The sequence below is a fragment of the Pseudomonas fluorescens Q2-87 genome (assembly GCF_000281895.1).
Classification (GTDB): domain Bacteria; phylum Pseudomonadota; class Gammaproteobacteria; order Pseudomonadales; family Pseudomonadaceae; genus Aquipseudomonas; species Aquipseudomonas fluorescens_S.
Genome location: NZ_CM001558.1, coordinates 2,030,354 through 2,044,196, shown reverse-complemented (window position 1 = coordinate 2,044,196; position 13,843 = coordinate 2,030,354). Strand labels below are relative to the sequence as shown.

The following is a 13,843-nucleotide window of genomic DNA, read 5'->3' as shown; positions in this document are numbered from 1 at the left end:
GTGTCAGTTGACAAAAATGCTGAATGTCAGTGCGCATTCGCGGGCGAGCCCGCTCCACAGGGGATAGGTGTTTGTGCTCAGTTAGAAGGCAAAGCAGGAGCAGCCAAACGCGCCCCAGAAGCCTTGGAAATCACTGACCGGAACGTTCGACAGCCGCGCTCGTTCATGGCTGTGGGAGTGAACGGTGCAAGGGCCGCTGCACTGGTGGACCTGCGCCTGCAACGGCGAAGTCGGGCGCCAGTGGCCTGGGACCTTGACCACCGGCGACCAGTCCGGCAGCACCGGAACGCTGGCAGGGCCAAGTTTTTCGAAGTCGCCAGCGGCATAGACCACCTTGCCGTCAACCACGGTCAGCACCGATTCGATCCACTTGATGGCTTCTTCCTCGACGCTGAAGAAATCCGCGCTCAGGGCCGCCAGGTCCGCCAATTGGCCGACCTTGATCTGGCCTTTCTTGCCTTGCTCGGAGGAGAACCAGGCGCTGCCATGGGTGAACAGTTCCAGTGCGGTCAGGCGTGGCAGGCCCTCTTCGTGCAGCGAGAGGCCACCAACGGTGCGGCCACTGACCATCCAATACAGCGAAGTCCAAGGGTTATAGCTGGACACGCGGGTGGCATCGGTGCCTGCGCCCACCGGCACGCCTTCGGCCAGCATGCGTTTGATCGGCGGCGTGGCTTCGGCGGCCTTGGCGCCGTAGCGGTCGACGAAATATTCACCTTGGAAGGCCATGCGGTCCTGGATCGCAATACCACCGCCCAGGGCCCGCACGCGTTCAATGTTTTTCGGCGTGATGGTCTCGGCATGGTCGAAGAACCACGGCAGGCCATTGAACGGGATGTCGCGGTTGACCTTCTCGAACACATCAAGCATGCGGCTGATGGATTCGTCATAGGTGGCGTGCAGGCGGAACGGCCAGCGTTGCTCTACCAAATGGCGAACCACCGGTTCCAGGTCCTGCTCCATGCCCGGCGGCAGGTCTGGACGCGGCTCGAGGAAGTCTTCGAAATCCGCCGCCGAGAACACCAGCATTTCACCCGCACCGTTGTGCCGCAGGAAATCATCGCCCTGGTGCAACTTGACGCTGCCGGTCCAGTTCTTGAAGTCGCTGAGTTCTTCCTTCGGCTTCTGGGTGAACAGGTTGTAGGCGATGCGCACCGTCAACTGCTGCTCGCGGGCCAATTGCTCGATGACCGCGTAATCGTCCGGGTAATTCTGGAAGCCGCCGCCGGCATCGATGGCGCTGGTCAGGCCCAGGCGATTGAGTTCACGCATGAACTGGCGGGTGGAGTTGACCTGGTATTCCAGGGGCAGCTTCGGCCCCTTGGCCAGCGTCGAGTAAAGGATCATCGCGTTGGGTCGCGCCACCAGCATGCCGGTAGGTTCGCCCTTGCTGTCGCGCACGATCTCGCCGCCTGGTGGGTTCGGTGTGTCGCGGGTGTAACCGGCTACGCGCAGCGCGGCGCGGTTGAGCAAGGCGCGGTCATACAGGTGCAACACGAACACCGGGGTGTCGGGAGCGGCCTGGTTGAGTTCTTCCAGGGTCGGCATGCGCTTTTCGGCGAACTGGAATTCGTTCCAGCCGCCCACTACGCGCACCCATTGCGGCGTCGGCGTGCGGTCGGCCTGGTCCTTGAGCATGCGCAAGGCATCGGCCAAGGACGGCACGCCTTCCCAACGCAGCTCCAGGTTGTAGTTCAAGCCGCCGCGAATCAGGTGCAGGTGCGAGTCGTTGAGCCCGGGAATGACGGTGCGGCCCTTGAGGTCGATGACCTGGGTGCCGCTGCCGCGCAAGGCCATGGCTTCGGCGTCGGTGCCCACGGCAACGAATTTGCCCTGGCTGATGGCGACGGCGCTGGCCCGGGGATTTTCCCGGTCAACGGTGTGGAATTGGCCATTGAATAGAATCAGATCGGCGTTCATCGGGGTTACCTTTGACGTTGGATGTGCAGATGAATCAATGAGCGGTGGCATTTGAAGGGCTCGCTTCGCGAACCCACGGGGATAAATCCCCTCACCACAACAGTGCTTGTCATGACGGCTCGGTAATGCTTAGGGCTCCAGATGTTCATGGGCCTTGGAATTTTCCATCCAAGGGGCGAACAGACGGGTCGCCAGGGGCATGCACACGTACACCACCGAAAGCACGATGGTCAGCGTGATGAGGAACGTCGCCACCACGTAGTTGGAAAGAAACCCGTTGAGTTGCAGCAACGGCCCCCAGATCAGCGGCACCAACAAGGTGTGCGGCAGGATGACAAAGAGGGTCACCACCGACTGCTTCCAGCGCGGCGGTGGCGTGGCTGCATCGGCCAGCGGGGTGAACCAGAACTCCTTGAGCGGCGCGACTTCGGTCTGGTCGCCGTCAGCCAGCAGCGGCGCGGCCTCTTCGATCAGTTCGCGGCGCTCGGGGGAATCCAGCCAGCGTTGCATGGCCTCGGTGGAGCAGAAGCGCAGCACGCAGGTGAACAGCGACAGACCGCCCTGCTTGCCCCGGACCACATCCACGCCCAGATGCCCGGGCCATTGGCCGGCCACACCGACGATGCGACGCAACCAGGCTTCATAAGCCGCGTCCTGCCCGGCCTTGACCCGGTGCTTGACCACCAGGGTGACGATTTCGTCGGGGCCAGGCTTTGCCGGGCGCACAGTGGATTCGAGGGTTTGGGATTCAGACATGGCGAAGCACTCCAACAAAACGCGTGTTCAGTGCCAGGCCCCCAGGGCCGGCAATGAAGACGCTGGTAAATATGATCAGCAGCAACCAGCCGAACTGCCCCTCTTCCAAGCTCCACTGCGGGTGCACGACCAGCAGGGCAACGGCCAGCAGAAACAGGATCGGCAGGCACGCCAGGCGTACCAGCACGCCGGCCATGATCAGCAGCGGGCAGAGCACCTCGGCGAAAATCGCCAGGATCAGCGTAGGCGCGGCGCCAAGGTGAAACGGGTCTTCGATGCGAGTCAGCTCGACGCTGTAGTTGAGCAGCTTGGGCAAGCCATGGACCCACAGCAGAAACAGCGCGCCGCTCATGCGCAGGAACAGCAAGCCCAGGTCCTGCATGCGGCGTTCATCGGTATTCATCGGTGAGCTCCGATTGGGTCCGCCGAGGCGGCTGCCGGCAGCGGTTGGGACATATGGTCGGCAATGCGCGAGCGCAGCCAGCGCTCGGCCGGGTCGTTGTCATGCACGCCGCTCCAGACCATCGACAACTCGGCCGCATTGATCTCGAATGGCGGATCCTCGGCCCGCAGCGCACAGCCCTCCACCAGCGCGCAGGCGGCGTAGTCGGGCACGGTGGCAATCAGCTCAGTGCCGGCCAGCAAGGCCCGCAGCCCGCTGAATTGCGGCACCGCCAGCACCACTTTGCGGGTTTGGCCGATGCGCGCCAGGTCCAGGTCGATGTTGCCGCTCAGGTCGCCCGAAAACGAAACCATGGCGTGGGGCCGCGAGCAGTATTCGTCCAGGGTCAGCGGCCCCGGGCGCTTGTCGCCACGCAGGACCTTGCAAGGGATGTCCCGCAGCTTCTTGCGCTTGGCATTGGCCGGCAGGTCGGTGGTGTAACTGACGCCGACGCTGATTTCACCGCTGGCCAGCAGCGATGACATCAGCAGGAAATTGGCCCGGCGCACCACCACGATGATGCCCGGCGCTTCTTCGCGCAGCTGGGTCAGCAGCGGTGGAAACAGGCCGAATTCGGCATCGTCGGACAGACCGATGCGAAACACGTCGCAACTGGTGGACGGATCGAACGCCTTGGCGCGGCTGACCGCGCCGGAGATCGTGTCCATTGCCGGTTGCAGCTCTTGCAGGATCGCCATGGCTCGCGGGGTCGGTTCCATCCCGCGGCCGTGGCGTATCAACAACGGATCATCGAACAGATCGCGCAAGCGTCCCAGCGCCGCGCTCACCGCCGGCTGGCCCATGAAGAGCTTTTCGGCGACACGGGTCAGGTTTTTCTCGAACATCAGCGCCTCGAAAATCACCAGCAGGTTCATGTCGAGGCGGCGCAGGTCGTTGCGGTTCATGGATGCTATTCCTGTTAATGCCGAACCTGTGGGAGCGAACTTGCTCAGCCCTGGATGAACGCCAGCAGGTCGGTGTTCAACCGGTCCTTGTGGGTATCGGTCAGGCCGTGAGGCGCGCCCGGATAGATCAGCAGTTGCGAGTTCTTCAACAGCTTGGCGGCTGCAATGCCGGCGGTTTCGATGGGGACCACCTGGTCGTCATCGCCATGGACCACCAGGGTCGGCACGTCGATGTTGCGCAGGTCCTCGGAAAGATCGGTCTCCGAAAAGGCCTTGATGCAGTCATAGGTGTTCTTGTGGCCGGCGAGCATGCCCTGCATCCAGAACCAGTCGATCATGCCCTGGGAGACCTTGGCACCCGGTCGGTTGGCGCCAAAGAACGCGCTGGCCACATCTTTATATAGCTGAGAACGGTCGGCCAGGGAGGCTTGGCGGAAACCGTCGAACACTTCGATGGGCAAGCCGCCTGGGTTGGACGCGGTCCGGACCATCAGCGGCGTGACCGCCGAAATCAAGCCGAGCTTGGCGACGCGGGCCGCGCCGTGGCGGCCAATGTAGCGCGCCACTTCGCCACCGCCGGTGGAAAAGCCCAGCAACACCGCGTCCTTGAGATCCAATCGCTCGATCAGCTCGGCGAGGTCATCGGCGTAGGTGTCCATGTCATTGCCATCCCACGGCTGGCTGGAGCGCCCGTGTCCACGGCGATCATGGGCGATGACCCGGTAACCCTTGGATGCGAGGAACAGCATCTGCGCCTCCCAACTGTCCGAGTTCAACGGCCAGCCGTGGCTGAAAACCACCGGTTGACCCGTGCCCCAATCCTTGTAGTAGATCTCGGTGCCGTCGCGGGTGGTGAAGGTGCTCATGACATGACTCCTTGAGATGGGTGGATGAGTTGATGGTCTGGCCGCGGGAGGCATTTGCGTGAGTTAAACGTTGTTAATTTTTTCGGGACGGGAGTGTTAAAACTTCGCTTTTGTGGCGAGGTTCTGTACCCGCAAGACAGGCTGCGCAAGGCATTCGCCGTTGCGCTTGAGGCCAATCCTGAGGAATATGCTCGGGTAAAGCCCTGCATCAGGACCAGGAAGATTGAAAGCGACATGAGCCAATACGTCAGCGTGCCCGTCGAACAGACGGTGCATTTCGGCCCATACCGGGTCCATCCGCGCCAGCGCCTGGTGCTGGAGGCCGGGCAACCGCTGCGCCTGGGCCGGCGCGCGGTGGAGATTCTGCTGGTGCTGCTGGAGCACGCCGGTGAGGTGGTAAGCAAGCAACAGCTGATCGCCCGGGTCTGGCCCAAAAGCGTGGTGGAAGACACCAACCTGCGGGTACACGTCGCGGCGTTGCGCAAGGCCCTCGGCGATGGCCAGGCCGGGCAACGCTACATCGTCACCGTGGCGCAACGCGGCTACAGCTTTGTCGCGCCGGTGTCGTCGGGGCCCGTCGAACAGTTGATGCACATCCCTCATCCGTCATTGGCGCGCAACCTGCCGTTGCGGCGCACCCGAATCATCGGGCGCCAAGGGCTGGTGGAAAACCTGGTCGCGCAACTGCCGCGCAAGCGCCTGGTCACCCTGGTCGGCACCGGGGGTATCGGCAAGACCACGGTCGCCCTGCGAGTTGCCGAACGACTGATCGGGCACTACCGCGACGGTACTTACCTGCTGGACCTGGCATCGCTCAACGACCCGGCGATGATCGTTCCCAACCTGTGCGCCCTGCTGGAGCTGCCCCTGCACGACGGTCATCCGCTGGACACCATTGCCCGCCAGCTCAAGGAGCGGCATCTGTTGCTGGTGGTGGACAATTGCGAGCACCTGATCGATGCCGTCGCCCAGCTCTGCGAAACCTTGCTGCGCGGCGCACCTCACTTGCACATCCTCGCGACCAGCCGTGAAAGCCTGCGGGCCGAGGGCGAACACGTGCAGCGCCTGGATTCCCTGGCGTTTCCACCCCGAGGAACCTGCATCGAGGGCTACCCTGCCCTGCAGTACCCCGCGTTGCAGCTCTTCGCCGAACGGGCGATGGCCTGCCACGACGGTTTCGAATTGACCGATCAGGAAGTCCCGTTGGTGGTCGACATCTGCCAGCGTCTGGACGGCATTCCCCTGGCGATCGAATTGGCTGCCGGGCAGATCGGCCTCTTCGGGCTGCAAGCGCTTCACCGGCAACTGCAAGACAACGTTGCCCTGCTCCACAACGACACTGACGCGGCGCCACGCCAGCAGACGCTGCACGCCACGCTGGATTGGAGCTTCGCGCTGCTGACCCCTTGCGAGCAGACCTGCCTGCGGCGGCTGGCGGTGTTCATGGGCAGTTTCAATCTGGCAGCGGCCGCGGCGGTGATCGTCGGGCAGCAGGTCGCCCCCGACCAGGTGCTGGTGTCGGTCAGCCAGTTGGTGGCCAAGTCACTGCTCAATGTGGAAATCGGCGACGAGGAGGTGCGCTATCACCTGCTGGACACCACCCGCCGTTATGCCCTGGAAAAACTGGCCGAAGCCGGGGAATTGCCGGTCAGCCAGGAACGCCACGCCGAGCGTTGCCTGACCCTTATGGAGCAGGCGGAAAAAGACTGGGAAAACACCCCGACGCGCCTGTGGATCGCCCGCTATGCGGCCTATCGCGACGACATCCGCGCAGCACTGGATCGGGGATTGGGCCCGCAGGGCTCCCACGCGGTGGCGATCCGCCTGACCGCCCGCACCTTGCCCCTCTGGCAGGAGCTATCGTTGCTCAAGGAGCACGGCCTTTATGTGAACAAGGCCCTGGCCTTGTTGCGGGCCAGCCCCGCTCCGTGCCCAAGGTTGACCCTCGCCCTTGAACTGGCCCACGCCAGTTTCAACTACCACACCGAGGGCGGCACGCCGGCGACCGTCCGCGCCTTCGTCACGGCCCGGCAGTTGGCCCGACAATGCCAGGATTTGGCCGGCGAACTGCGCGCGGTGTCCGGGCAGATGACTGTCAATCTCAGTTGCGGCAACTATCGACGAGCCCTGGAACAAAGCCTCGATTTCGACCGGCTGGGGCTGCATGGCGAGCCGGTCCCGTCGTTGAGCTCCCAACGCCTGCGCGTGCTGGCATTGCACTTCACCGGTGATCAACGTGCCGCCCGACACGATGCCGAACAGGTGGTCCAGCGTTTGGCCCAGAGCGGTCATCTCAGCCGTTTTACCCACGGTTTCGGCGTGCAATACGACCAGAGCGTGGCGGCGCTGACCGTCCTGGCGCGCATCCTGTGGCTGCAAGGCTTTGCCGAGAAGGCACGGCGCACCGCCAACCTGGCGTTGCAGATTGCCCTGCAGATCAACCACGGCATCTCGATCTGCTATACCCTGGCGATTACCGGTTGCGTGATCGCTTTCTACAACGGCGATCATTCGACCGCCCGGGAAAGACTCGAACTGTTGAAGCAGCAGGCCAGCAAGCATTCAGTCATGCTGTTTCGCGACTGGGCCTGCCATTACGATTGCATGTTCGACGGCCACGTCCCGACAACGAGCCCGACACATGGGCTGATCCAGGACATTCTCGTCACGCTGCGCGCCGATCTGGTCAGCCCGGCGCAAATCGAGCGCGCCCATAGCGGCGCCGCAGGCTGGTGCTCGGCGGAGATCCTGCGGGCCAGCGCCGAAACCTTGCTGGCACGCAACGACCCGGCCTTGGAGGGGCAAGCCGAAGAGCACCTGCGGGCAGCCCTGGCCGTGGCGCGACAGCATGGCGCCCTGGCCTGGGAACTGCGCAGTGCCCTGTCCCTGGCCCGACTCTGGCAGCGTCAGGGCCAGGACCACGCCGCGCGGGAGCTGCTCGGGCCGGTCTATCGGCGCTTCAGCGAAGGTTTCGACACCCCCGACCTAGTGGAAGCCGACGCGCTGCTCAAGACGCTGGCCTGCCGGCTGGAGCCTTGACCGGCGCAAGCCCCATGCCTGCTGCAACACATAACGGCGGTGGTACACATGCCACTCCCCCTTGCGCCTCAGCTTTTCTGTGGCATAGGCGCGGGTGGTGTGGAGCAATCGGTACCGAAGCCCCTCGGCACATGGCTCGCCCATCAACAGCGAAAGGCTCGACAACCGCATCAGCAGGCCAGGCAATTGCTCGACCCTCAGCTGCGCACAACTGATGACTGCCAGTGCCGCCTTCAGGGTGAACGGCTCTTCGAACACCGCCAAGCGCAAGAATACGGTCTGTTCGTCGGCACTCAAGCGCTCGAAACTGGCGTCCAGCACGGCTTCAAGACTTCGATGACGGGCCACTGCCGTACGCCGCCCATGGCTGAGGACTGACAACCCATAGTCCAATTGCTCCAGAACGCCGGCCACCCCCAAGGCGTCGACCTGAGCCGCCGCCAGCTCCAGCGCCAGCGGTAAGCCGTCCAGGCGCTGACAGATGCGCGCGAGGTTCAACACGTCGCGGCCATTCGGGGCAAAACCCTGTTGCCGGGCGCCGACCAGCTCGATCAACAACCGCACCGCCGGGCATGCCAATAGCAGGTGCTGGGGTTCAAGGGCCGAGGCCACGGCCAGTCCCGGCAGTTGCACAATCTGTTCGCCAGGCAAGTCCAGGGGTTCGCGGCTACTGAACAACAGCGACACGCCAGGCGCCGTCGTCGCCAGTTCCCGGGCCAGTTCCCGGCAGGCCGGCAGCCAGTGTTCGCAGCCATCGAGCACCAACAACAACCGGGCGCTCGCCAGCTGCGCACATAAAGGCCCCGGCGCCAGGCCCAGCGCAGTGGCGATCTGCACCGACACCTGAGCCGGCTCGCGGATGCTGGCCAGGTCAACGAACCAGGCGCCATTGTCAAAGTGTTCCAGCAGCAGTTCCGCCACCCGCAGCACCACGGTGGTCTTGCCGACCCCGCCCGGGCCGGTCACGGTGGTCAACGATTGGCGGGGCACCTGGGCGAGTAACCGCCCCAGGACGAGGTCGCGTCCGACTACCGGGCTCAGGCGCGCGGGCAGGTTGTGCCGCTCGGCCAGCAGGGGCACCGATTGTCGGGGATTCCCTGGCGCCATCGCCAGGCAATAGCCTTGTCCGGGATGATTGAGGATGTAGCGGGCGCCGTCCCGACCGTCGCCAAACGCCCGCCGTAGCGCCGCGATGTGCACGCGCAGGTTGATGTCTTCCACCACGCTGTCGGGCCAGACGCAGGCAATGAGCGCCTGTTTGCTGACAAAGTGACCGGCGTGCTCCACCAGCACCTGGAGAATATCCAGGGCCCGACCGCCCAGAGCCAGGGGTTCACCGTCGCGGGTCACCAGGCGCCGCTGCCGGTAAAAGGCAAACGGACCAAAGCATACCGCCGGCTCGCTATCGGGTTTGATGAGACTGTTCATGGGGCAATCCAGCGCTAAATAACCGATCCTGGCATCAACGTTGCGGATCACCGAACGTGTCTGCCCTGGCTCCTGCGCATCCTTTCCAGAGGGTTCGCCGTTATCTTGGCAGGCGCAGGCGTCAGAACAATGCTGGCACAGGGAGCATCACGGACATCACGGTGCCCTGGACGGACAACAAAGGCTCAGCTGAACTGCTGGCGATACTGCACCGGGGTCAGGCCAAGCTTTTCACTGAAGAGGAAACGCATGTGCCGCACACTGCCGAAGCCACTGCGAAACGCCACGGTCTTGAGGGGCAGATCGGTGGTTTCCAGCAACTGGCGAGCCCGGTCGATACGCGCGCCTTGCAGGAACTCCATGGGCGTCATTGCCACTTCGCGGGCGAAGACCCGGGCGAAATGCCGCGAACTCATGGCGGCCAAGGCGGCCATGCGCTCAATGGTGAACGGTTCTTCCAGGTGCTCCATGACATAGTGCTGCACCCGGGTAATCGCCGATTCTTGGGACGCTACGGCCGCCACCAGAGGGCTGAACTGCGCCTGCCCGCCCTGGCGTCTCATCACCACCAGCAACACCTTGGCGACATCCAGCGCCACCAGGCGGCCATAGTCTTGGGCAACGATAGACAGCGCCAGGTCGATACCGGCCGTGACGCCGCCGGAGGTGATGAGGCGCCGGTCCTGCAGGTAGATCTTGTCGGTTTCCACCCGGGCCTTGGGAAAACGCTTTATCAGGCGTTCTGTGTAGTGCCAGTGGGTGGTGACGCGGTAACCGTCGAGCAGGCCCGCCTCGCCGAGTACAAAGGCTCCGGTGCAGATGGAACCGTAGCGCGTGGCCCGTTGCGCTGCGGCCCGCAGCCAAGTGTGCAGCCCGGGATGGCGATCGTTGTAGGCCCCTGGCCCGCCCGGCACCAGCAACACGTCATAGGCCGCCCACGCCTGATCGATATGGATATCGGCCTGTACCGTTACGCCGTTGGAGGCACGCAATGGCCCGCGCTCGGTCCCCAGGGTCAGCAACTGGTAACGCTGGTCCGGCTCGAGATAACGGTTGGCGATGGAAAACACCTCGAGCGGCCCGGCCATGTCGAGCAGCAGGAAATCGGGGAACAGCACCATTGCAACGGTTTTCATCGGGTACGACGCCAGAAATCAGGGGAACTAAAGGCAACAGATGATCCCCTGTGGGAGCGGGCTTGCTCGCGAAGGGGGCCACATTCTACATCGTAGGGAATGTTGCACCGCTTTCGCGAGCAAGCCCGCTCCCACAGTCTCATCGGCAAACTGACCACTGGCATTATGGCGAAGCGAAGCGACTGTCGGTAGGCGTCGATGATTGTCCACTTATAGCGGACAGTATTACGCTTTATACCTACTTATTGCTTCCACGGATAACCATTAATCTTCTTCTGAACCCGGCGAACGGCGCCAGCCGCCGCCCACAGACATCAGGAGAACCATCATGCTGACTCTTCGCAAAGCTTCGGACCGCGGCATCGCTCGCCATGGCTGGCTGACCTCGTTCCACACCTTTTCTTTCGCCAGCTACCGCGACCTCAATGAACAGGGCTTCTCCGACCTGCTGGTGATCAACGATGACCGGGTCGCCGCCTGCAAAGGTTTTGGCCAACACCCGCACCGGGACATGGAGATCTTTTCCTATGTGCTCGAAGGTGCGCTGGAGCACAAGGACACCCTGGGGACAGGCTCGGTAATCCGCCCCGGCGATGTCCAGTTGATGAGCGCCGGCAGCGGCGTGGCCCACAGCGAGTTCAACCATAGCGCGGACGAGCGGGTGCACTTCCTGCAAATCTGGATCGTGCCCAACGTCAGTGGCGCCGAGCCCCGCTATCAACAGGAGCATTTCAGCCGCGAACAAAAACGCGGTCGCCTGCAACTGATCATCTCGCCAGATGGCGCCGATGGCTCGCTCCAGGTGCGCCAGGATGCTCGGGTCTATGCCGGACTGTTCGACGGCAAGGAGAGCGCCACCCTGACGCTGGCAGCCGATCGTTATGCCTATGTGCATGTGGCACGAGGCGCCGTCGAGCTCAATGGCGTGCAGCTTCAGGAAGGCGACGGCGTGCGGGTGCGCCAGGAGCAGGCCCTGACACTGAGCAACGGCCGCGATGCCGAGGTGCTGGTGTTTGACCTGCGGCCACAGGAATTGCCGCAAATGCCATGACGTTGACATCCTGCGAGGGCAGGCTCGCTCCCGCAGGATTCACTCATTCTCACGGGCAAATATCCCGACAATTTCATCGATCACCGCCCGCACCCGCGCGGTGTGACGCAAGTCCCCATGGGTGACCAGCCACACCTCATAGGGCAGCGGGCGCGTGCGCTCCGGCCACAACCGCACCAACCCATCGCGCTCGCCCATATACACGGGGATCTCCCCGACACCGATGCCTGCGGCAATTGAACGACGCACCAGCAGGCTGGAGCTCAGGCTCGCGACGATCCGCCCTCGGCTGACCGGTTCCGAGACCAGGGTAAAGTCCTTGCTCCCTTGAAAGTACGGCTGATAGACCACCAGGTCATGACCTTCGAACGCGCTGCCAGGCGGCGGGGCGCCATGGGCGTCGATGTACGCCTGGGACGCGAACAACCCCACCGGCCAACGCGCGATGCGCCGGGCGATCAGGTCGGGGTTGTCCGGCCGGGTATTGCGCACGGCAATGTCCGCTTCGCGCTTGACCAGGCTGAGGATCTGCGTGGAGGCATCCAGTTGCACCCGCACATCGGGGTGTCGCGCATGCAGGCTGGCGATGGCCGGAATCAGGAAATCGATGGCCAGGGAATCAGTGGTGGCGACACGCACGTTGCCGATCAACCGATCATCCAGTCCCTGGATCCGCCGTTCCAGCTCCAGCGCCGAATGCTCCATCTTCTCTACCGCCTGGAGCGCCGCTTCGCCCACCGCCGTCAACGCGTAACCGTCAGGAGTGCGCAGGAACAACGCAGCGTCCAATGATTTCTCCAGCGCCGTGATACGCCGCCCGACGGTGGCCTGGTCCACGCCAAGCACCCGTGCGGCACCGCGCAAGGTCGATTCGCGGCAAACCGCAAGAAACACCCGCGCATCATCCCAATTCATCTGGCCTCCGAACGATGCAGAATTGCATCGCCATGTCGCAAAATCGCTGCATTAGTGCGGCAACGATAGCCGATAAGCTGAACGCCATAAACCTTTCACAGGATCGCTATCGTGACCTCCACCTGCGCTGAGCTCGAATCCCCGCCTTCGGGCATCTGGCTACCTATCTTCGCCGGCCTCTGCGCCAGCTTCGTCAGCATCGGCTTGGCGCGCTTCGCTTATACGCCGTTGATCCCTGAGCTGATCGAGGCGCATTGGTTCGCGGCCAATGACGTGGTTTACCTGGGGGCGGCGAATCTGGTCGGCTATCTGATCGGCGCCCTGCTCGGCCGGCCTATGGCCCATCGCCTGAGCCGCAAGAATGCCTTGCGGCTGATGATGCTCGCCGTCACGGCCGCCTTCTTTGCCTGTGCCTTTCCCTTGTCGGTGAGCTGGTATTTCGCCTGGCGACTGCTGTCGGGAATCGCCGGCGGCGCGATCATGGTGCTGGTGGCGTCGACCGTGTTGCCCCATGTACCGGCGGCGCGTAAAGGACTGGCCAGTGGGGCGATTTTCCTTGGTATCGGCCTTGGTATCGCCGGGTCCGGCACGATTGTGCCGCCGCTCTTGAGCCTGGGCCTGCAAGCCACCTGGCTGGGGCTCGGTGCCCTGGTATTGGTGCTGACCGGGCTGAGCTGGTTCGGCTGGCCCCAGGATCTGCCCCCGGTGGCATCCAGCGCGACCGACCCCGACGAGACTACGCCTGCCGCCGTCTACCGGTTATTCGCCCAATATGCGTTCATGGCCGCCGGGCTCGTGCCGGCGATGGTGTTCCTGGTGGACTATGTAGCCCGTGGCCTCGGTGCCGGTGCGCACGTCGGGGCGCTGGTCTGGGTCATGTACGGCCTTGGCGCGATTATCGGGCCGGTGAGCCATGGCTTCTTGGCCGACCATCTCGGCGCGCGCAGGAGCATTCGCCTGGTATTGGCCGTGCAGGCGATTGCCCTCGGCCTGCTGGCGATCTCCCATACGTTCCTGGCGTTGGCGTTGCTGGCGGTGATCATCGGTTCGTTTCCACCGGGCATCGTGCCCCTGGCCCTGGCCCGCATGCATGAACTGGTGCCTGACGCTCATCGCCAACAGGTCGCCTGGAGCCGGGCCACCGTTTCGTTCGCGACATTCCAGGCGCTTGCCGGATTCGCCTATTCGGCGCTGTTCAATGCCAGCGGCGGCCATCATGCGGCGCTGTTCCTGATTGCCGCCGGCGCGATAGCGTTTGCCTTGGTGCTTGACCTCATGCCTGGGCTGAAAAAACGTCGATATTCCTGATCTGGCCAGCGCATCCCCAATTGGGATGCGCTCATTTGTTGCTATCGGACAGACCGATCTATAAAGTTCCCCAAATG

Annotated in this window: 11 protein-coding genes; 3 read left to right on the top strand and 8 right to left on the bottom strand. The window is 63.5% G+C overall.

What is annotated here, in order from left to right; all coding sequences use genetic code 11:
- Window positions 1-81: 81 nt before the first annotated feature.
- The 5 genes from PFLQ2_RS18400 to PFLQ2_RS18420 all read right to left on the bottom strand — a co-directional run bounded on the left by PFLQ2_RS18400 (window position 82) and on the right by PFLQ2_RS18420 (window position 4,889).
- Window positions 82-1,920, bottom strand: coding sequence for an amidohydrolase (locus PFLQ2_RS18400; protein ID WP_003180022.1), 1,839 nt, complete (start codon window positions 1,918-1,920; stop codon window positions 82-84).
- Between the two features lie 129 nt (window positions 1,921-2,049).
- On the bottom strand, window positions 2,050-2,676 hold the full coding sequence (locus PFLQ2_RS18405) for an antibiotic biosynthesis monooxygenase (protein ID WP_003180020.1): 627 nt from the start codon (window positions 2,674-2,676) through the stop codon (window positions 2,050-2,052).
- Window positions 2,669-3,079, bottom strand: coding sequence for a DoxX family protein (locus PFLQ2_RS18410; RefSeq protein WP_003180019.1), 411 nt, complete (start codon window positions 3,077-3,079; stop codon window positions 2,669-2,671). The genes PFLQ2_RS18405 and PFLQ2_RS18410 overlap by 8 nt, the downstream gene beginning before the upstream one ends.
- Window positions 3,076-4,023 carry a LysR family transcriptional regulator gene (locus PFLQ2_RS18415; RefSeq protein ID WP_003180017.1) on the bottom strand — a complete coding sequence of 316 codons (948 nt, stop codon included), beginning with the start codon at window positions 4,021-4,023 and terminating at the stop codon, window positions 3,076-3,078. The genes PFLQ2_RS18410 and PFLQ2_RS18415 overlap by 4 nt, the downstream gene beginning before the upstream one ends.
- 44 nt (window positions 4,024-4,067) lie before the next feature.
- The gene (locus tag PFLQ2_RS18420; protein ID WP_003180015.1) at window positions 4,068-4,889 is read right to left on the bottom strand and encodes an alpha/beta fold hydrolase; all 822 of its coding nucleotides are present in this window, start codon (window positions 4,887-4,889) and stop codon (window positions 4,068-4,070) included.
- Window positions 4,890-5,123: 234 nt separating this feature from the next.
- On the opposite strand from PFLQ2_RS18420, the gene PFLQ2_RS18425 reads away from it, so the two are divergent.
- Window positions 5,124-7,928: an ATP-binding protein gene (locus PFLQ2_RS18425; RefSeq protein ID WP_003180013.1), complete on the top strand. Its 2,805-nt coding sequence runs from the start codon at window positions 5,124-5,126 to the stop codon at window positions 7,926-7,928.
- On the opposite strand, the gene PFLQ2_RS18430 is transcribed toward PFLQ2_RS18425, so the two are convergent.
- Together PFLQ2_RS18430 and PFLQ2_RS18435 are read right to left on the bottom strand one after the other, a co-directional pair.
- On the bottom strand, window positions 7,875-9,356 hold the full coding sequence (locus PFLQ2_RS18430; RefSeq protein WP_003180011.1) for an ATP-binding protein: 1,482 nt from the start codon (window positions 9,354-9,356) through the stop codon (window positions 7,875-7,877). The genes PFLQ2_RS18425 and PFLQ2_RS18430 overlap by 54 nt on opposite strands.
- 185 nt (window positions 9,357-9,541) lie before the next feature.
- Window positions 9,542-10,492 carry a GlxA family transcriptional regulator gene (locus PFLQ2_RS18435; protein ID WP_003180009.1) on the bottom strand — a complete coding sequence of 317 codons (951 nt, stop codon included), beginning with the start codon at window positions 10,490-10,492 and terminating at the stop codon, window positions 9,542-9,544.
- Between the two features lie 328 nt (window positions 10,493-10,820).
- Here PFLQ2_RS18435 and PFLQ2_RS18440 point away from each other — a divergent pair, with 328 nt between their 5' ends.
- Window positions 10,821-11,543 (top strand): pirin family protein, encoded by a 723-nt coding sequence (locus PFLQ2_RS18440; RefSeq protein ID WP_003180007.1) that lies wholly within the window; start codon window positions 10,821-10,823, stop codon window positions 11,541-11,543.
- A 39-nt stretch (window positions 11,544-11,582) separates the two neighbouring features.
- Here the strand turns inward: PFLQ2_RS18440 and PFLQ2_RS18445 are convergent, their stop codons facing one another.
- Complete coding sequence (locus PFLQ2_RS18445; RefSeq protein ID WP_003180006.1) at window positions 11,583-12,458, bottom strand: LysR family transcriptional regulator; 876 nt, start codon at window positions 12,456-12,458, stop codon at window positions 11,583-11,585.
- A 111-nt stretch (window positions 12,459-12,569) separates the two neighbouring features.
- Between PFLQ2_RS18445 and PFLQ2_RS18450 the strand changes: the two genes are divergently transcribed.
- Window positions 12,570-13,766, top strand: coding sequence for a YbfB/YjiJ family MFS transporter (locus PFLQ2_RS18450; RefSeq protein ID WP_003180004.1), 1,197 nt, complete (start codon window positions 12,570-12,572; stop codon window positions 13,764-13,766).
- Window positions 13,767-13,843: the final 77 nt, after the last annotated feature.